We start from the raw sequence: 18,647 nt of genomic DNA on the forward strand, positions 1-18,647 counted from the left end.
GGTCCCCCCGGTTCTTGCATTCTTTTAAAGGGATATGGCAGCCATATCTGCATAGCCCCATTTCATAGTAATTGCTTCTTGCAGTGATTTTGCAAAGGCTTGCAAATGTATTGTTGATGCGTCTTTAGATAGAGTGCAGCCCTGCAAGAACCCCTTCCTCAAAAATTCATAGAGGTTTATTTTCATCAAAACCTGCCAGGTTTAAGCGATACTTTTTCAGGTACAAATAAAACCGGGAACTTGTTATGAGCAGGTCATCGATTGATGTAATGTGATACCTTCCCGTTAATGGGCTTGCTTGCCAGGTTGCAGATAATAAAAAAACAACGAGCGGAATTAGCCGCCCGTTGTTTAAAGACGAGAATATTATTGACTGCTTGTAGCGGCTTTAATGTGTTCCACAGCCTGTTCGGCAGCTTTAGTGGCCATTTCTGTATGACCTAAATTACCGTGATCAATAGCCTGTGTAAGGGAATCTGAAGCTGCATTTATATGGGTTAATGGCACGCCCTTGGCTGTAATTGCAGCTGCCACTGTATGTTCCAATCCGGCCTTCGCATGTTCAACCAAACTTGGCGCTTTACCCGCTTTACCCTGCTCCACGGCCATATTGGCATGCTGCAATGCCTGGGCAGAGTGTTTGTCACTTTCGGCGTCGGCGAAAACAGTAGTACTCAGACACAACAATAAACCTGCAAATACGGATGCTAATTTTTTCATTATTTTCTCCTCATTATTAATTTTTGGGTTGTCGTTACCAGTTGTACTCAGAAATAACCACATAGTTCCGCGGCCTTTAGAAAAGCGAGGAACTATTTGGGGAACCGGCATTTACATTCTAACTCTCATTGAATTTATTTTGCAATGTGCGGATAGATTCAATTGCAAGCAAGTAACTTCATGACCACTTATTGGCTCCTTTGCCTGCCCCATAAAAATTCTTTATTGTCAATGACAACATCAAACAAATGAGCATGGAATATACGCAAAGCTTGCAAGACATATAGATTAAGCCTGAATGCTAGGCTCGGCGGCCGCCTAATAACGAGCCCATAATGCCCCGGATAATCTGCCGGCCTACCGTACTGCCTATGCTGCGGGCTGCACTTGTAAGCAGCGCTTCACCGACGCTCTGCCGCCCCCGGGATCGTGTTCCTCTGGCGGTACGGGTGGAAGTATTGCCTGAATGCTGTTTGGTCAGCGCCTCTTCAGCCGCAGCCTCGGCTTGCCGCTGGGCTTTTTTCTTGAGCAGTTCATAAGCTGACTCCCGATCCACTTCCTGGGCGTAGCGGCCGCTAAAAGGAGATCGGCGCATTATTTCCTCCCGCTGCTGGTTTGAAATAGGGCCAATTTGAGATTCGGGGGGACGAATCAGGATTCGCTCTACCGGTGCCGGACTGCCATCCTTATTCAATACCGAAACCAGCGCTTCCCCATTTTTTAATTCCTGAATGGCAGCTTCCGTATCAATCGCCGGGTTGCGGCGAAAAGTGGCGGCAACGCTTCTGACTGTCTGGTGATCCTTCGGGGTAAAGGCTCTTAGCGCATGCTGAATTTTAAGACCTAGCTGTCCGAGAATGTCTTCGGGAATATCCAGCGGGCTTTGACTGATAAAATACACGCCCACGCCTTTAGAGCGAATCAGCCTGACAATTTGTTCGATTTTATCAATCAATACCTTGGGCGCCTGATCGAACAGCAGGTGCGCTTCATCAAAAAACAGGACCAGTTTAGGACAATCGCCATCCCCTACTTCCGGCAGCGTTTCGAATAACTCGGCAAGCAGCCAAAGCAGAAAAGTGGCATATAAACGCGGCGATTTCGTAGTGAGCTCGGTAGCATCAAGAATGCTGATGACGCCATTTCCCGAAAAATCCGTTTTGCAAAAATCAGCCAACTCAATTGCCGGCTCCCCGAAAAAATATTCCGCGCCCTGCGCTTCCAGAACCAGCAACTGCCGTTGAATGGCGCCGAGACTCGCCGCAGAAATATTACCGTACTCGGCTTGCAGCTGTTTGGCTTCCTCTCCCATCCAGGCTATCATCGCGCATAAATCTTTTAAATCCAGCAATAACAGCCCGTTATCATCGGCAATTTTAAAACAGCTGTACAATACTCCGGTTTGCGTGTCATTCAACTCCAGCAGATTGCTGAGCAGCAACGGGCCCATATCCGAGATGGTAGTGCGCACCGGATGCCCGGTTTTGGCAAAAATATCCCAGAAAACAGCCGGATTGCCGCGAGGCTGAAAATCGGTTAAACCAATTTTTTCAAGGCGTTCGGAAATTTTTTCATGGGTCTGGCCGGGACTGGTAATGCCCGACAAGTCACCTTTAATGTCGGCAAGAAATACCGGCACACCCAGGCGTGAAAACCCTTCTGCCAGAATTTGCAGGGTGACCGTTTTACCGGTGCCGATCGCACCTGAAATCATGCCATGACGATTGCCCATTGCTGCATTCATGATGACTTTAGCCCCATTTTCGCCGCCAATCAAAATATCCTTCACTGCTAATCTCCTGCTTTGATAAAAATCTTGCTCATCGTAGCACAGCGTAGGCTTGCAAGAAAGCCGCTCTTCCTCTATAAATATAGCCGTAAATAAGCTGCCGAACCGCTTTATAAGCGGTTTTTGCATAACGTTTGAAGTTGAAAAAATCGTGAATCACTGCATCACGCTCGCTATAAATTCATTGTATTTGATTTAAGAGTATTAGTAATATTCGTTTTTTATACCCTGTATCTGAACAACCTAACCTAAAATATTGAGGAAAATAATCATGGCAACCGTAGCAGATCCCATCGTCGGCAGCTGGTACAAAGATGTGGAAAACAACCTGAAATTCCAGATTGTCAATATTGAAGACAGCGATGATTCAATTGAAGTGCAATACCTGAACGGCGATATCGGCGAGTATGATCATGACAGCTGGTATAACTCAACCTTCGATTATATTGAGGATCCCGAAGACTGGACAGCACCCTTTGATGATCTTGAAATCGATGATCTGGGCTATTCAGATCCGGACGAACATAAACCTAATCCCGAGGATATGGACATTGAAGATTATCTGTAATAATCAGGAAACATTACATGAAAATGAGTCCGCGGGAATTTCTGGACTGGCAATCTAAAAGAATTACCTTGCTGGCAATGTCGGGCGCGGGAAAGACGACGCTGGCTAATAAGTTACCCAAAGCCAAATGGTTCCATTATTCGGGTGACTACCGGATAGGCACAAAATATCTGGAAGAGCCGATTTTGGACAATATTAAACGCCAGGCTATGAGCGTGCCGTTTTTGCGCCAGTTGCTGCTCTCCGATTCCATCTATATCAGCAGCAAAATAACGGTCGATAATCTTGCCGCTGTGTCCAGTTTTCTTGGCAAGCTCGGCAATCCTGAATCGGGAGGATTGTCGTTAAAGGAATTTAAACGCAGACAAAAACTGCACCATGATGCAGAAATCGCAGCCATGAATGATGTCCCTGACTTTATTCATAAAGCCGAAGACATCTATGGTTATAAAAATTTTATTAACGATGCCGGCGGCAGCGTTTGTGAACTGGATAACCCGGAAGTATTGAATACCCTGGCCAGGCACACGCTGATTGTTTACATTAAAATACCTCCGGCTCTGGAACAAACCATTATTGAACGCTCCCAAACCGATCCCAAGCCCCTTTATTACCGCGAATCATTTCTTGATGAAAAACTGGCTGAATTCATGCACCTGAAAAATTATCCCTGCCCTGAAGCAATTCCGCCGGATGACTTTGTTTCCTGGATTTTTCCCGAGTTATTCAAATCCCGCCTGCCCCGTTATGAAGCGATCGCCGCCCAGTACGGCTATACCGTAGACGCGCACGACGCCGCCGAAGTTAAAACAGAGCATGACTTTATTCGGCTTATTGCCGAGGCGATTGCAAAACAGCAATGACCGATAAAGAGTTGTGCTTATGCCTTTAGTGGCCCATACCGACCTGCCGACATTTCAGCGTCTTCAAGAAGAGGGTGAAGTAATATTGGACCAGGATCGCGCGGTCAACCAGGATATACGGGAAATGCATATCGGGCTGCTCAATATGATGCCCGATGCCGCGCTGGAGGCAACGGAAAGACAATTTTTCCGACTGGTTGGCGCCTGTAATCAAATCGCCCAGTTTCATATCCATCCCTTCACGATTAAAGGCTTGCAGAGAGGCCCCAAAGCGCAGGCCCATATCGCCAGATATTATGAACCTTTTGAGAAAATCAAACAGGATGGCCTGGACGCCCTTATTATCAGCGGCGCCAATGTTACTCATGCCCAATTGCCTGAAGAAGACTTTTGGCAGCCCTTGACGGAAGTTTTCTCCTGGGCCAAGGAAAATGTCACGTCGGTGCTTTGCTCATGCCTTGCCACTCATGCGGTCATTCAATACTGCTATGGCATTGAGCGTACTCGCATCCCGGCCAAACGCTGGGGAGTGTTTGCGCATAAGCTGACCGATCGTACCCATCCCCTGGTCGCTGAAATCAACACCCGCTTTGATGTTCCCCATTCACGCTTTAATGAAATATTCCAAAGCGATATGGAACGGCATGGCCTAAAAGTCCTGGCGGTCAGTAAAGAAGCCGGCACACATCTCGCCGTCAGTCCCGATGGTTTCCGCATTGTTTTTTTTCAGGGACACCCCGAATATGATGATATCAGCCTGTTAAAAGAATACAAACGTGAAGTCATGCGTTTCTACACGACAGAAAGGCAAGACTATCCGCCCTTTCCCGAAAATTATTTTAGTGCAGAGGTACAGGAAATTCTTACCGGCTATAAACAGGAGGTCATTTCCGCCCGGCAAACCGGCAGGGAGCTGGCTGCATTTCCTGAAAGCCTGATTCTTGAATATATTGACAATACCTGGCGAGATACAGCAAAAGCCGTCTTCAATAACTGGCTGGGGAAAATATACCAGCTTACCAACCAGGATCGGCGACTGCCGTTTATGCCCGGCATAGACCCGAATAATCCGTTAGGCCTATAAATGCATGAGCTGCATGAAAGATTTTTACAACAGGCCATTGATCTGGCTTTAGAGAATGTCAAAACCGGCCAGGGCGGGCCATATGGCGCAATTATTGTGAAGGATAATCAAGTGATTGCGGCCAGTGTCAACAAAGTTACCAGTATTATGGATCCTACTGCCCATGCAGAAATCATGGCAGTACGCCTGGCCTGCAGAAAACTTAATGATTTTCAGCTCTGTAATTGCATACTGTATACCAGCTGCGAGCCCTGTCCCATGTGTTTGGGGGCAATTTACTGGGCCAGACTTGAAAAAGTTTATTTTGCCTGCAATCGCTATGATGCCGCAGCCGCCGGTTTTGATGACAAATTAATTTACGAGGAAATTTGCGTTCACCCTTCAGATCGCAGTATTCCCATGGTGCATTTAAATCTGCCGAGCGCTCCTCAGCCTTTCGAGGCATGGGCAGAGATAAGTAACAAAACCCCTTACTGATATTATGTAATGGACTAACATTAGTAATGGAGCTTACGCAAGGCCGACAGCCTACCTTATGACAGATGTTAGGCTTCATTACCTTCAGCTTACCCTGAATAAATCGGGGATTCCTTTAACCGAGGGGGCAACTAAAGATAAGAGCTCTAGGATTGGCTTAATTTGCTGCTTTGTCTAATCGGTACAGTGACAAACGGTTTCGTGCCTGCTTCGCTCTACGTTAGGCATATAAATTTATATTGCAAGGATTATCATGAATCACTGTAAATTGATTGTAGAAGAGATCATAGCTACGACTCTAAAATTCAAAAATATGAAGGAAGTCGAAATCACGCAAAAAGTATCCAGCCAGTTAAAGGACAAGAAGATTGGATTATTTCAAAATGAAGTAGATTACAGAGTCCTGTTACCTGAATTTACTCCGGATGACGGACATAATTGTCGAGGAGATTTAGTAGGATTTTCACATGGCAGATTTGTATTGGCTGAATATAAAATTTATGATGAAAACCTCATAAATAAAAATCCCTGGGGAGTGTTTTATTACTTTATGAGGGACAGACTCAAGTTAGAATCGGCGATTAGATATAATTCGCAAAACTTACCAGGACACGTTATGCAAATTTGTGTAATAAGAAATACTGACTGCGTAGAAAACGATGTACAAAACGATGTACAAATTGAATTGATATTAGAACACTTCAAGATATCAAATCACTTCAAGATGTTAAAAAATGATCAAAGAGTGAAATATCCTTCCCTTAAAGGAGCGAAGTATTTGCCAATTCTTCAAGCATTCAAAAAATTTCCATCTGAGAGTACACATGCTTGGGAATATTCATTTAAGTCCCGCGGTTCTACGGCATTTTTAATTGGTATTGCCGAATTTAATGCTGTTGTATCTTGAATGCAATGAAGTCCCACCTCTGTCAATGTCCCAATTGTTGGGGTTCGCAGCCTCATTGCAGCCTACAGCCTGGTATCAGGAAAATAGCTAAAAGAAGGTTTAAGGCTAAAAATCTGCCCTTAAACCTTCTTGAAAAGAGCTAATGAAGACTGTTACTCCTGCAGGAGTATTTAATTATTTTGCCACTTTAACCAGCCAGCCGCCCTGTTCATCGCAGCCTAAAACCGCCTTGACGCTCACCTCGATTCTAACATATTGCCCATTCAGACCGGCAGGCAGTTTTGATTTGATCCGGTGAAAACTGCTATTGCTTTCGACGGTATAATCCAGCTTTTTCTTTTTCGCAGTCAACCTGATGGTCGTTGGATCCGCCCAAGGCGATACCATAAAAGAAAATTCTGATTCCGGTTTAACTTCAATATTCTCAGGTGCTTTATACTCGGGGAGGTCAAACTCCCTGAAGCGTGGTTTTTTGCATTCCTGCTCCGTCTCCTCTGGACTATACGCCACGGCTGCGTCATTAAATACAACCATAGCAATAACGGCCGCCAATTTCATCATTGTTATTATTTTCATATTACTTCCTCGATTAAGACTTTGAAGTTATCTTTTATTTTTAATTATTTAGATTAACCTCGCTGCACTTTAATTTTTTTTCAGATGAATTTCAACTTATCCCGGTATTTAATAATTCGAGGAACTAATTAAATCGCTGCGGCAACAATTGATAGTCAAGTTCATTGTTGCCGGTAGTATCCTTGCCTTGCGGATTTACAACCCGGCCAATGCCTACCGCATCCTCAAACGTATTTCAGCTACCCTCAATATTCAGCTTGAAAAGATTAAGCCTGTTTTTCTTACCGGCCCAGAGTGCAAATTTGACCATCGTCAATGATTTCAGATAATCCGTAATCCTGCCGACATCATCCAAACCTCTGACGCCTCAAACCTTAAGCCTCACTGGACCGGGCTCAAGGGGTATCGGGTTACCGGCATAATACCTCGACAGCCAGTTATAGACCCCTTTCATCGCTGTTAAAATCGACTCATTCAGGGTTGTGCAAGGCTTCAACCATTGGTCGATGTTTGTGCGTCAAAATAAAATGCCCAATCCGCACACCAGCATTCCTTCATTTTAACTAGCCTGCCCGCCACAATTGACACCTCGCCCTAGCATTCGGAAACTGTCAGCAAAGGTTGCGGATAGGCGCTTAAGACATCACTTAGCGATATTTCTCGCTTTTCGTCCCTATCAAGCAAAGGCAATATCAACGGCAAGCTGTTTGCCGGGATATTTTATTTACAGCATTGTCCAGCTCAGGCATCATCTCGGCTTTAAAAAAGCCCGCCGCCCGTTTTTTTCAACAGCCAGCCAAAGCAGAGTTTGCGGCCCCGTTTCGTCCCACCGTGCAACCCGCCGGTTTTTATCAGATTCAATAATAAAGACTCATCAAACCCCAAGCGCATGGCTCAGGCACTGCTGTCTGCGCCTGAACCGCTCTCCATCAACAAATATTGATATTGCATGCATACGTAAGGCATCAGCCAATGCCCTCTAAACGGCAGCATCATGCAAGATAGTTGCGCCGGCCAGAATCCGGCTCAGCACAATAGTCAAGGCTTCTTTTATGGCTATATTTCTACCTTACGTGTACTGGTTTGGGGCAATGACTTCTGTTTCATATAGGCCGATAACCTGAACGGCAAAAGTCTGTTGATAGAAAAATAATGCCGCAATAATAAAAGCCCTAAAAAGTACATTTATATCCTTTCACTAAAATCGGCAATGTCTTGTACAATATCGGCTGTTTAAAACTTATCTTTAGCAAGAGAACTCCCTTGAGTGAACATGACCAGCAAAGCTTGAATTATAAAAGCGCCGGCGTTGATATTGAAGCCGGCAGCGAACTCGTTGAACGCATCAAGCCTATTGCAGCCAGAACGCGAACAGCCGGCGTTATGGCGGGTCTGGGCGGATTCGGCTCGCTGTATGAACTTCCATGGGAGCGCTATCAACATCCGGTTCTGGTTTCAGGAACGGACGGCGTGGGCACCAAGCTTAAATTGGCTGTTGATTTAGGCATTCATGACACGATAGGCATTGATCTGGTCGCGATGTGCGTCAATGACATTATCGTGCAAGGCGCCGAGCCTTTATTTTTTCTGGATTATTTCGCTACCGGCAAGCTCGATGTAGAGACCGCAGCCTCCGTTATAGCAGGCATAGGCAAAGGCTGTGAACTGGCGGAGACAGCGCTGGTTGGCGGCGAAACGGCGGAAATGCCCGGCATGTATGCGGATGGCGAGTACGATCTGGCCGGTTTTTGCGTCGGCATTGTGGAAAAGAGCAAGGTATTGGATAGCGGCAAGGTTAAAGCCGGCGACAAGCTGATTGGCATGGCCTCCGCCGGACCCCATTCGAACGGCTATTCATTAATCCGCAAGATACTCGCACACAGTCATTCGGAATTGACAGACTCGTTCAAGGGTGGCTCCTTAGGCTTGGCCTTGCTGGAACCCACCAGGATTTATGTGAAACCAGTATTGTCGCTGCTGGATAAAGTGCCGGTACATGCGCTTGCTCATATTACCGGCGGCGGTATAACCGAAAACCTGCCTCGCGTCCTCCCCGGCGGGATTAATGCCCATATTGATCTATCAGGCTGGGAATTTCCGGAAATCTTTAAATGGCTGCAAAATCAGGGCAATGTATTGCAGGCGGATATGCTAAGCACATTTAATTGCGGCATCGGCATGATCGTCTGCGTGGCGGCAGAAGATGAAAAAGCTGCTCTTGAGACCCTGCATTCACTTGGAGAGACCGTTTTTCCTATAGGTAAACTGGTGGAAGCGGAAGGTAAGCCAGAAGTTATCTATCTATAAGTTATTCAGCTGCTTAAGAGTTTAATCCAAAGTCTGGAACTTAAGCCCCTTGGAAGTCTTGCGGAATTTGCCTTGCTGCATAACTTTATTTTGGCGCTACTATCCATCCTCCACTAGCCATTATAATCAGCTGTTAGTAATGATATGCTTCCAGGCTATGCAAATAAATATTGATGCCATTCAGAGTTAATCTTTATATCCTGTAATGTAAGCATACGAAGAGTTCGCCCCCCATAAACTGGAACTTGGCGGCGGCCAGCTCAGCTTCAGGCAGGCGGACCCAACCGACAATAACCCTGCAAATCTTTAACCCTGCAAGTCTTTCACAGCCGTTGCAAACTCGGAGGGCGGCCTGAAAATGACGGGGCAACTTAAGCTTTAATGCTGCATTTTTCCGGTTTAGTCATCTAACTTCCGATAAAGCGTATCTCGATCAATTCCTAAAATTTTAGCCGCTTGCACTTTATTGCCCCCGGTTATTTCCTAAATACGACGGAGATAAGCAATTTCCAATTCCGCCAAGACCATCGACTGGATTGCGACATGCCCAGGAAAATTATCTTGAAAGGGTAGCTGGGTTGACTGAGCCAAATCTTCCAGCAGAATCGCGTCATGCTCGGTCCATGCATCAATCTTCCCCAGTGTATTAACCAATTCGCTCACGTCCCCGGATCAGCAGGAAGCGCAATCCATCGGCTTCGCCGGATATATCCTGGTTCTGTCTTTGCAGTTTTGTTTGGGTGTTTTGCAATAGATAATCACCCGTTTCCAGATCGGGCAGAGCTTCTCTTAAGGCGGAATATCTAAAAGAATCACATTGAGCCAATAGTAACGGGCCGGGCGCCTTAAACCCTTTTGCAGGGCTGTTTCGATAAACTGGCTAGTAGTCGATAATGTGGACGGCGGTGACCCTTTCGCTGTCGACCCCAACTAGTCTTTCCTTATCGTTAGTTATAGCAATAAGTCGGGCTATAGCCGTCATATTTAAATGGGCTCTCGCTAGTAAAGATCGTTTTATTTGCGGCTGGCAAAATTATGAAGAGTAAAGGTTTTGCTGGCTCCAGGATAACAAGCCCTGGCCCTGTTAAAATCTGTTGTTGCGAAACGAGTCTTAATCCAGTAGTAGGAAAATGCTTAAGTTTATTAAATCGAGCCTAAAATATTTCATGTCGGTGTTCTCGCGGTCATTCCGGTCATTATTGTTATTCAAGTCCTGGTATTCCTGGAAGCAAGACTAAGGGATTTTTATTTATATTTACGGATACTCCATCCACATCCTTATAACAGCTCTGGCACTCACTGTTTCTTTTATTGCAATTGCTTAAACCGGTTATATAATCAGGGTAGCTGAAAAGATTGGGAGGTCTTGTCCAGAACTGAACAGGACTTAAGCCGGGCCGCAGGCAGAACTGTGTGGTCCGCTACGGTTATTAAGAGGCTCACGACAGCGGGCATTTTAAACGCTTTGTCAGCCAGTTTTAAGATGCTCATTCATTTATGTCCTGCTTAGAGCGGCCGCTATAACGGCGGCCACTGGCTTGACAGCTGCGTTATCGCCGATGTATTGGGATCAATGCGCTGATCGGCTTTATCCAGGAGGACAAAAAAGCGGAAAAGGCCCTTGATGCGATATGCACTATTCTCACGCTTCAAGAGCCGGTACGTCGCGACGGCAAAAGTTGTCTGTTGCCCGCCGAAGAACTGGTGCCGGGCGATATGCTGATGTATGCCTTCATCAGCCGCTACCTGTACTATTCAGTGCTCAACATTCACTGGTTGTTGGCAAGCCGCTGGTAGGGCTGGCGATCCTGCTGCTTATAGTATGTCAATCGGCTTTTGCCCAGTAGCAGTCCATGCAGGTGAGCTACGCCACTATTGCTATAGACGCGGATTCTGGCTGAAAATAATTGCCGTTGCTTTAAGGGTGTTTATACTGGTTGAAATTGAAAACTTTTGCTCCGCTTGTTCCTGCCCAAAGCGGCGGTCTTGAAAAGCCAAGAATGAACAAGAAAGGCTTATTTCCTTCGCAGGGTCAAGTTAAATCTATAAAAATAAATGCGCCGCCTGTCTGGATAATTAATTTTAAAAAAGGGCGAAACTTCAAGTCAAAAATTTTAGTTTAAAATGGTAATAGAATAGTCCGAATTACTTTTTAGATAAAAAACTCAATAATTGCAGGGTATAAAAGGCGGTTACCTATGAAAATGCTCGTTTCTACTTTTATTATAGGTATTGTTTTGCTATATTTTTTGAACATAGCTTTGTTAAAAACTCCAATACTCGATCTTGATTGGTCAATACATGCCAGTATAAGATTTTTGTCAGGGTTTATTATACTTGGCGTTAGTTGTTTCTATGCGGGTGCAGTTACTTTTAGAAAAGCTTTATATATAACAGCTTGTATTATTACTATTGATTATATCTATGATTACTATACCCAAGAATATAGGTTTAAACTGGAAATAATTTTACACGGAATTTTTATGATAATATGGGGTGCATTTTTAGGCTACCTCACTGCAAAATATATAAAAGCCCAATCGGTGCGTAGTTAATTTAATAGCGGTTGCTGTAGCATTTTGGTTTACAGCGCCGCCGGCACGCCAGTAAATACCCGAGCAAGTTATTCTATTCCTCAACACCGACGATTCTCGCTGTTTTGTTCCGTGGCGACAAGCGTGTCTAAAGTTTTCAAGCTGTTGCCATCTGTCGAGCTGTTACAAATGCTGCTTTTGAGCCACTTGAGCGGAGTACCAGAAGCCCCATTGAAAAGACCGAAGATTCTGCTGAAGTACTATGAATTCGGACTAATTGAAACTCATGTTGAAAAATTTTGAATTTAACAGGGCATTTTATTTCAAACTCTCATAAAATAATATTTTATACAGGTAAATGCATCACTAATAAAAGCTTATGCTCCTGCCTGATAATAGTTCAATAAAACAAAGATAAGCAAACATATATTTAGGTTTTCAATCCAGGATTTTAAGGAGCCTATTTTGTCAAGCGCCTATCCTCGTCCCCAATTAGTTCGTTCCCATTGGGTTTCGCTCAATGGATCATGGAAATTCCAATTCGACGACATGCGCCGATTTCATCATCCATCGGCCATTAAAGAATGGCCCATGCAGATTATCGTGCCATTTCCGCCTGAGTCCGAAGCCAGCGGCATAGGCGATCGGGGCTTTCACCGGTTCTGCTGGTATGAGCGTGAATTCACCTTGGATGTGGAGATCGCAGGCGGGCGCATTTTATTGCATTTCGGCGCGGTCGATTATTACTCCAAAGTATGGATCAATGGCCACAGGGTCATTACTCATGAAGGCGGCAATACCCCTTTTTATTGCGACATTACTTCCGCACTGAATGAAAGCGGCAGCCAGATCGTGACGGTCATGGTCGAAGATGATCCGCAGGATTTGACCAAGCCGCGGGGCAAGCAGGACTGGCAACTGGAACCGCACTCTATCTGGTATCCCCGCACTACTGGAATATGGCAGACTGTATGGATCGAACGGGTTGCCGATACATTTATCCGCCATATTCGCTGGACCCCTTATCAGGAGCAATTCGCGCTTGGCTTTTCGGCCTCTGTTGTCGGCAAACTCAGTGAAGATTTGACAGTGGAAGTCACCTTGCGCCATAAAGACAAATTATTGGCGCGCGACAGCTATCAGATTATTGACGGCGAAGCCGACCGCCGTATCGCAATATCCGATCCCGGCATTGATGACTCGCGCAATGAGCTGCTGTGGAGTCCTGAGCGGCCTACTCTTTTAAATGCCGAGATTCGCCTTAAACGGGGAGACAGCGTGCTGGATGAATTTACCTCTTATACGGCGCTGCGCTCAGTCAATATCCTGAAAGATCGCTTCATGCTGAATGGGCGCCCTTATCCATTGAGATTGGTGCTCGATCAGGGCTATTGGCCTGATACGCTGCTTGCCGCCCCCGATGACGATGCTTTAAGACGCGACGTTGAACTGGCAAAGGCAATGGGCTTTAACGGCGTGCGCAAGCATCAGAAAATTGAAGATCCGCGTTATTTGTACTGGGCTGACCGACTGGGTCTGCTGGTCTGGGAAGAGATGCCTTCAGCTTATCGTTTTACCCGCACAGCCATTCAACGTTTAGTGCGGGAATGGATAGAAGTCATTGAACGCGATTACAGCCACCCGTGCATAATCGTCTGGGTGCCTTATAACGAATCCTGGGGCGTACCGGAATTAACCAGCATACGCGAGCACAGGGACGCCATAGAAGCCCTTTATCATCTGACCAAGACGCTGGATGCGACCCGTCCTGTCATTGGCAATGACGGCTGGGAAAGCAGCGCAACCGACATAATCGGCATTCATGATTACGATAGCAATCCTGAGCAACTAGGGCAGCGCTATGGCATAGGGGTTAATATAGAACAATTGTTCGATAGGCGCCGACCAGGCGGTCGCATACTGACTCTGGACGGCTATCCGCATCGAGGTCAGCCTATTGTGCTTACCGAATTTGGCGGCATTGCCTACGCCAAATGTCCGCAGCCCGGCGTGAAACAGGCCTGGGGTTATTCAGTCGCCCGGACCGATGAGGAGTTTACCCGCATGTATGAGCAGATAATCGCAGTCGTGGCGCATTGTCCTTTGTTCAGCGGATTCTGCTACACGCAATTTGCCGACACTTTTCAGGAAGCCAATGGCTTGCTTTGTGCCGATCGCACGCCAAAAATTCCGTTGGAAGAAATATACCGGGCGACCCGATTTTACCGTTGGTATAATCCTGGCTGAATGTATTGAATAGGATGAAGATTATGCACATGCTCGCATTAAACAAACCCGACGGACGGCAGCTTTGGCTCTACAGTCGTAATCCTCTCAATCAGCAGGGCATAACAGCGCCCAGCCCGTTCCCTGCGCCTTTACAGGCAAATCCGCATTTGCGCTGGCATCCGTTACGCGGCGAATGGATCACTTATGCAGGCTATCGCCAGGAACGCACTTTCATGCCGCCTCCCGAATATAACCCGCTGGCGATAACTGTAAATGCTGATCATCCTACTGAATTACCCGCCGGCAACTGGGAAGTTGCTGTCTTCGACAATCGCTTTCCGTCCCTGACTACTGCCGCCCATTCAGCGCCCGAACTGATCGTACCGACCCGGCCCGCCACCGGCAAATGTGAAGTGGTAGTGTATACGCAGCAGGCGGACTCTTCATTGGGCGCGCTGTCTCTTGCGCATATAGAATTACTGCTGCAGGTGTGGGCCGACCGTACTGTGCAATTAGGCAAACTTGCCGATATCCTGTATATTTTGCCGTTTGAAAACCGCGGCGCCGAAGTAGGCACTACGCTACATCATCCCCATGGGCAGATTTATGCCTACCCGCTAGTCCCTCCCGTACCTGCCGGCATGCAGCAACAGGCTTTGAAATATTGGCGGCAAAATGGCCAGGGCCTGCTGGAAGCATTGATTATTAAAGAGCTCAATGATGGCCGCCGCATACTGTACCAGGGCGAGCATGCTGTCGCTTTTGTGCCTGTGTGCGCCCGCTATCCTTATGAAGTATGGGTTGCGCCGATTTTAGCGGTACCGACTTTTGCCGATCTTAATGACGACCAGCGCCGCGATCTTGCCCGGGCGCTGAAAATGGTGCTCATGAAATATGATGGTTTATGGCAGCGCCCGTTTCCCTATCTTATGGCCTGGTACCAGGCTCCTGTTGACGGCCAGCCGCATCCTGAATGCCATCTGCATGCTGAATTTTATCCGCCTTACCGCACTGCGGAAAAGCTGAAATATCTGGCCGGCACCGAGCTTGCAGCCGGCTTTTTTGCTATGGACGCATTGCCCGAAGACAAAGCCAGGGAGTTGCAGGCCGTCGAAGTTGATATTGGAAACGGCTTATGAAAACGTTTGAGCAAATTTTTGGCGCCCCCTGGACAGCGGCCGCTGAAGCGCCCGGACGCGTCAATTTGCTGGGCGAACACACCGATTACAACGATGGCTATGTGCTGCCCATTGCGATACCGCAAAAAACCCGCGTATTTTTGCGGCCGGGATTAACGAAGGTCTTCCGGCTTTATACCGCCTCTCTGGATGAAGTCGCCGAATTTGATTTAACCAGCTTGCCGGACCGGCAGTTTGCGCGCTATATCTACGGTTGCCTGCGCCAGCTGGAGATTTTAGAGCTGAAAGTGCCGGTGCTTGATATTTACATTGACTCCCAGGTGCCCATGGAACTGGGCCTGTCTTCAAGCGCGGCGCTTGAAGTCGCTACTCTCCGGGCTCTGCGACTATTGCTGCAATTACCCCTCGATGATGTGCGCATAGCCCAGCTTGCCCAGCGTGCCGAGATTGAATATGCAGGCGTTAATTGCGGCATCATGGATCAGATGGCGTCGAGCCTGGCTGACTCGGAGCGCATGCTGTTTCTCGACACGCGTACTTTAGAGCGGGAGCTATTGCCGCTTCCGGACGACTCGGAAATTCTGGTGGTCGACTCGGGTGTAAAGCGCACGCTGGCCGCCAGCAAATATAACGAGCGGCGCAGCGAATGTGAAAGCGCGGCACAGCAGTTAGGCGTTGCAGCGCTGCGCGATGTGACTGATCCTGAACGGCTCGCGTCATTGCCCCCCCGCTTGCGCCGCCGCGCCCATCATGTAGTAACTGAAAATAATCGCGTGCTGCGGGCGCGCCAGGGCATTACTCCTGAAGAATTCGGACAGCTCATGAATGCATCGCATGCCAGTCTGCGCGATGACTATGAAGTATCCATTGCCGAGCTCGATCAACTGGCAGCCCTTCTGCAAGGCCAGCCAGGCGTATATGGGGCAAGGCTCACCGGCGCGGGCTTTGGCGGAGCCTGTGTTGCTTTGTGCAAATCCGGCACAGCAATAATCAGCGCCCGAACCGTGCTCGGCCTTTATAACCGGCCGGAACGTAAAGGCCGCCGGCTGGTGCCGGAAGAAGCGGGGCCCAAAGTCCAGTGACTGCAAATTAACTGAAATGTCAATTCTGAAGCAATATTTTGGATCGACTGATGGCGGCCAGGCCATCGACTGTTATACCCTGACTAACGATAATAGGCTTGAAGCGCGCATCATGACTTATGGGGGCATACTGGTTTCGCTGCGCATGCCCGATCGCCAGGGCGCATTGTCCGATGTGGTTCTGGGCTTCGATTCCCTGGCGCCCTATCTTCGCGAGCATCCCTATTTTGGCGCTTTGATTGGCCGCTATGCCAACCGCATTGCGCGCGGACGATTCCTGCTGAATGACATGGAATATCAGCTCGCCTGCAACAATGGCCCTAATCATTTACATGGGGGCGTGGCCGGCTTTGACAAAAAAATCTGGCAGGCTGATGCTGAAACTACCACCACTGGGCCGCAGTTAACTTTAAGCTGCAAAAGCCCGGATGGAGAGGAAGGCTACCCGGCTAATGTGGAAGTTGAGGTTGGGTATACGCTTACGCAAAGCAATGAATTAAGGCTGGATTACAGCGCCAGAACCGACGCGCCCACCATTATCAATCTGACCAGCCATGCCTATTTCAATCTGGCCGGGCATAATTCAGTGCTCGGCCATCGGCTGCGATTGATTGCCGACCATTATTTGCCCGTGGATGAAACCTTAATCCCAACCGGCGAACAGGCGGCTGTGGCCGGGACTCCCATGGATTTCAGGCAAATGCTGCCCATCGGCCATTATTTGAAAGCCCATGTGAAAAGCGAGCAATTGCAGCATGCCCGGGGAGGGTATGATCATAACTGGGTATTAATAAAGGACCACAACGCCTGCACCTTGGCCGCCGAAGTCCTGGAGCCTTCCTCTGGACGGCGCATGCAGGTCTATACGACGCAGCCCGGCATTCAGTTTTATAGCGGCAACTTTCTCGACGGCGCGGTCACTGGCAAGCGTGGTCAGGCTTATCAAAAACATGCAGGATTGTGCCTTGAAACACAGCATTTTCCTGATTCACCGAATCATCCTGACTTCCCTTCCACCGTGCTCATGCCTTCCGAGATTTACCGCCACACCACGATTTATCAATTTGGCATAGCCGACGATTAGCCTAATTTTAATTGTGGAGAAATTTTTCTTCACGGCAATGGTCATGCCGAGTGTCAAAATGGGTGAACTTAACTGAAGCGAGTTCAGTCCTTGAGTAAAACAAGGCTGCAGCCGTTTGTCGCCATCAGCACGATTAACATCGATAAAATCAACACATAAGGCGTTCGGCGTAGCAAATAAAATCAGCCATGCTCCGCGCCGCTCCCATCAAAAACTAATATCGGTGGCTATAGCGGCTTTCAAGCCCTTTCAAAAAAGGAGATGTCGCAATGCCCGCTAATGCTCATCAAGTCAGCCGTGTTATTCAGCATGGAGGAACTACGGTTCCCACTTTTCTATATGGAACTGCCTGGAAGGAGGATCAAACCGAGGCATTAACCTACGCTGCGGTTCAGTCCGGATTTTTGGGGATTGATACCGCCAATCAGCGGCGACACTATGTCGAGGCTGGCGTAGGCAAGGCTGTGCAACGCATTTTGACTGAAAATAAATTGCAGCGCGCTGATCTGTTCCTGCAAACGAAGTTCACCTATGCTGCAGGCCAGGATCACCGGCTCCCTTATGATCCGAAAGCAAACTATGGGACTCAGGTCAGGCAATCTTTTGCAAGTTCACTGGAACATCTGAACACTTCCTATCTGGATTCATATATCCTGCATGGGCCTGCTTCAAACCAGGGCCTGAAAGAAGCCGATTGGGAAGTCTGGCGCGCCATGGAAAATTTACAGAAAGAAGCTTCCGTGAAGCTGACAGGCATTTCCAATATAACTTTGGAGCAGTTGCGATTGCTGATCGAAAAAGCCGAGGTCAAGCCCGCCTTTGTACAAAACCGGTGTTATGCACGGACAAAATGGGAGGCCGGGATTCGCACGCTATGCCAGGCAAATGGCATTATCTATCAAGGCTTCTCCTTGCTTACCGCTAATTTGACAGAATTAAACCGGCCGGAGCTGCATAAGATTGCCAGGCGGCATGGCTGTTCAGTAATGCAGGTCGTGTTCCGGTTCGCCCTCCAGGTTGGCATGATTCCGCTGACTGGAACTAGCAGCAAGAGTCATATGCAGGAAGATCTGGCAGCGTATGAGATCGAATTAACTGAAGCAGAAATTAATACTATTGAGAACATCGCTTTCTAAATAGCTGTTCAGGATTTACCGCACCTGGGCTGAGGCAATCCTTTCAGTCTCAATTTGCAATAACCCTAATGTATTTCCCTTTGTCATGAAACAGTTGGATTTCATTGAAGTTGATATTTATCCGTTCCCGGAGCTGACGAATCGGAAGCGCG

The 18,647-nt window shown here is 47.5% G+C and carries 20 protein-coding genes; 13 read left to right on the top strand and 7 right to left on the bottom strand.

The window, feature by feature from the left end; genetic code table 11:
• Nucleotides 1–24: 24 nt before the first annotated feature.
• From HUX64_RS06760 to HUX64_RS06770, 3 genes are all read right to left on the bottom strand, one after another.
• Nucleotides 25–186 (bottom strand): hypothetical protein, encoded by a 162-nt coding sequence (locus HUX64_RS06760; protein ID WP_174625478.1) that lies wholly within the window; start codon nt 184–186, stop codon nt 25–27.
• 180 nt (nt 187–366) lie between these two features.
• The gene (gene smbP / locus HUX64_RS06765; RefSeq protein WP_174625479.1) at nt 367–720 is read right to left on the bottom strand and encodes a small metal-binding protein SmbP; all 354 of its coding nucleotides are present in this window, start codon (nt 718–720) and stop codon (nt 367–369) included.
• A 301-nt stretch (nt 721–1,021) separates the two neighbouring features.
• The gene (locus HUX64_RS06770; RefSeq protein ID WP_217426449.1) at nt 1,022–2,509 is read right to left on the bottom strand and encodes a helicase HerA-like domain-containing protein; all 1,488 of its coding nucleotides are present in this window, start codon (nt 2,507–2,509) and stop codon (nt 1,022–1,024) included.
• A gap of 271 nt (nt 2,510–2,780) precedes the next feature.
• Between HUX64_RS06770 and HUX64_RS06775 the strand changes: the two genes are divergently transcribed.
• From HUX64_RS06775 to HUX64_RS06795, 5 genes are all read left to right on the top strand, one after another.
• The gene (locus tag HUX64_RS06775; RefSeq protein WP_174625481.1) at nt 2,781–3,077 is read left to right on the top strand and encodes a DUF6763 family protein; all 297 of its coding nucleotides are present in this window, start codon (nt 2,781–2,783) and stop codon (nt 3,075–3,077) included.
• 17 nt (nt 3,078–3,094) lie between these two features.
• Entirely contained in the window at nt 3,095–3,940 is an 846-nt protein-coding gene (locus HUX64_RS06780; protein ID WP_174625482.1) for an ATPase, read from the top strand.
• Between the two features lie 19 nt (nt 3,941–3,959).
• On the top strand, nt 3,960–5,024 hold the full coding sequence (metA, locus tag HUX64_RS06785; protein ID WP_174625483.1) for a homoserine O-succinyltransferase MetA: 1,065 nt from the start codon (nt 3,960–3,962) through the stop codon (nt 5,022–5,024).
• A 9-nt stretch (nt 5,025–5,033) separates the two neighbouring features.
• Nucleotides 5,034–5,501 (top strand): nucleoside deaminase, encoded by a 468-nt coding sequence (locus HUX64_RS06790; RefSeq protein WP_217426451.1) that lies wholly within the window; start codon nt 5,034–5,036, stop codon nt 5,499–5,501.
• A 253-nt stretch (nt 5,502–5,754) separates the two neighbouring features.
• Entirely contained in the window at nt 5,755–6,408 is a 654-nt protein-coding gene (locus HUX64_RS06795; RefSeq protein WP_174625485.1) for a hypothetical protein, read from the top strand.
• Between the two features lie 174 nt (nt 6,409–6,582).
• On the opposite strand, the gene HUX64_RS06800 is transcribed toward HUX64_RS06795, so the two are convergent.
• The gene (locus HUX64_RS06800; RefSeq protein ID WP_174625486.1) at nt 6,583–6,984 is read right to left on the bottom strand and encodes a hypothetical protein; all 402 of its coding nucleotides are present in this window, start codon (nt 6,982–6,984) and stop codon (nt 6,583–6,585) included.
• 594 nt (nt 6,985–7,578) lie between these two features.
• A complete protein-coding gene (locus HUX64_RS20395; RefSeq protein WP_174625487.1) occupies nt 7,579–7,686 on the bottom strand; it encodes a DUF2066 domain-containing protein in 108 nt (35 codons plus the stop codon).
• Nucleotides 7,687–8,247: 561 nt separating this feature from the next.
• Between HUX64_RS20395 and purM the strand changes: the two genes are divergently transcribed.
• Complete coding sequence (gene purM / locus HUX64_RS06810; RefSeq protein WP_174625488.1) at nt 8,248–9,291, top strand: phosphoribosylformylglycinamidine cyclo-ligase; 1,044 nt, start codon at nt 8,248–8,250, stop codon at nt 9,289–9,291.
• Nucleotides 9,292–9,690: 399 nt separating this feature from the next.
• On the opposite strand, the gene HUX64_RS20400 is transcribed toward purM, so the two are convergent.
• Together HUX64_RS20400 and HUX64_RS06820 are read right to left on the bottom strand one after the other, a co-directional pair.
• Nucleotides 9,691–9,771, bottom strand: a complete 81-nt coding sequence (locus HUX64_RS20400) for a helix-turn-helix domain-containing protein (protein ID WP_217426452.1) — start codon at nt 9,769–9,771, stop codon at nt 9,691–9,693.
• Between the two features lie 166 nt (nt 9,772–9,937).
• Nucleotides 9,938–10,117, bottom strand: coding sequence for a hypothetical protein (locus tag HUX64_RS06820; protein WP_174625489.1), 180 nt, complete (start codon nt 10,115–10,117; stop codon nt 9,938–9,940).
• Nucleotides 10,118–11,234: 1,117 nt separating this feature from the next.
• On the opposite strand from HUX64_RS06820, the gene HUX64_RS06825 reads away from it, so the two are divergent.
• The 7 genes from HUX64_RS06825 (at nt 11,235) to HUX64_RS06855 (ending at nt 18,495) form a co-directional block, all read left to right on the top strand.
• A complete protein-coding gene (locus HUX64_RS06825; protein ID WP_217426450.1) occupies nt 11,235–11,414 on the top strand; it encodes a hypothetical protein in 180 nt (59 codons plus the stop codon).
• A gap of 75 nt (nt 11,415–11,489) precedes the next feature.
• On the top strand, nt 11,490–11,846 hold the full coding sequence (locus HUX64_RS06830) for a hypothetical protein (protein WP_174625491.1): 357 nt from the start codon (nt 11,490–11,492) through the stop codon (nt 11,844–11,846).
• A 444-nt stretch (nt 11,847–12,290) separates the two neighbouring features.
• Nucleotides 12,291–14,072: a glycoside hydrolase family 2 protein gene (locus HUX64_RS06835; RefSeq protein ID WP_246246936.1), complete on the top strand. Its 1,782-nt coding sequence runs from the start codon at nt 12,291–12,293 to the stop codon at nt 14,070–14,072.
• Nucleotides 14,073–14,095: 23 nt separating this feature from the next.
• Entirely contained in the window at nt 14,096–15,193 is a 1,098-nt protein-coding gene (galT, locus tag HUX64_RS06840; protein ID WP_174625492.1) for a galactose-1-phosphate uridylyltransferase, read from the top strand.
• Complete coding sequence (gene galK / locus HUX64_RS06845) at nt 15,190–16,275, top strand: galactokinase (RefSeq protein WP_174625493.1); 1,086 nt, start codon at nt 15,190–15,192, stop codon at nt 16,273–16,275. Before galT ends, galK begins: the two co-directional genes overlap by 4 nt.
• 16 nt (nt 16,276–16,291) lie before the next feature.
• Nucleotides 16,292–17,359: an aldose epimerase family protein gene (locus HUX64_RS06850; protein WP_174625494.1), complete on the top strand. Its 1,068-nt coding sequence runs from the start codon at nt 16,292–16,294 to the stop codon at nt 17,357–17,359.
• Between the two features lie 269 nt (nt 17,360–17,628).
• Nucleotides 17,629–18,495 (top strand): aldo/keto reductase family protein, encoded by an 867-nt coding sequence (locus tag HUX64_RS06855; protein ID WP_174625495.1) that lies wholly within the window; start codon nt 17,629–17,631, stop codon nt 18,493–18,495.
• Nucleotides 18,496–18,647: the final 152 nt, after the last annotated feature.

This window comes from Candidatus Methylobacter favarea (assembly GCF_902806695.1).
GTDB classification, from domain to species: Bacteria; Pseudomonadota; Gammaproteobacteria; order Methylococcales; family Methylomonadaceae; genus Methylobacter_B; species Methylobacter_B favarea.

Coding starts and splice junctions, on each gene's coding strand:
- HUX64_RS06760 (WP_174625478.1), bottom strand. CDS start 186: ATGAAAATAAACCTCTATGAATTTTTGAGGAAGGGGTTCTTGCAGGGC.
- smbP (WP_174625479.1), bottom strand. CDS start 720: ATGAAAAAATTAGCATCCGTATTTGCAGGTTTATTGTTGTGTCTGAGT.
- HUX64_RS06775 (WP_174625481.1), top strand. CDS start 2,781: ATGGCAACCGTAGCAGATCCCATCGTCGGCAGCTGGTACAAAGATGTG.
- HUX64_RS06780 (WP_174625482.1), top strand. CDS start 3,095: ATGAAAATGAGTCCGCGGGAATTTCTGGACTGGCAATCTAAAAGAATT.
- metA (WP_174625483.1), top strand. CDS start 3,960: ATGCCTTTAGTGGCCCATACCGACCTGCCGACATTTCAGCGTCTTCAA.
- HUX64_RS06795 (WP_174625485.1), top strand. CDS start 5,755: ATGAATCACTGTAAATTGATTGTAGAAGAGATCATAGCTACGACTCTA.
- HUX64_RS06800 (WP_174625486.1), bottom strand. CDS start 6,984: ATGAAAATAATAACAATGATGAAATTGGCGGCCGTTATTGCTATGGTT.
- HUX64_RS06830 (WP_174625491.1), top strand. CDS start 11,490: ATGAAAATGCTCGTTTCTACTTTTATTATAGGTATTGTTTTGCTATAT.
- galT (WP_174625492.1), top strand. CDS start 14,096: ATGCACATGCTCGCATTAAACAAACCCGACGGACGGCAGCTTTGGCTC.
- galK (WP_174625493.1), top strand. CDS start 15,190: ATGAAAACGTTTGAGCAAATTTTTGGCGCCCCCTGGACAGCGGCCGCT.
- HUX64_RS06850 (WP_174625494.1), top strand. CDS start 16,292: ATGTCAATTCTGAAGCAATATTTTGGATCGACTGATGGCGGCCAGGCC.
- HUX64_RS06855 (WP_174625495.1), top strand. CDS start 17,629: ATGCCCGCTAATGCTCATCAAGTCAGCCGTGTTATTCAGCATGGAGGA.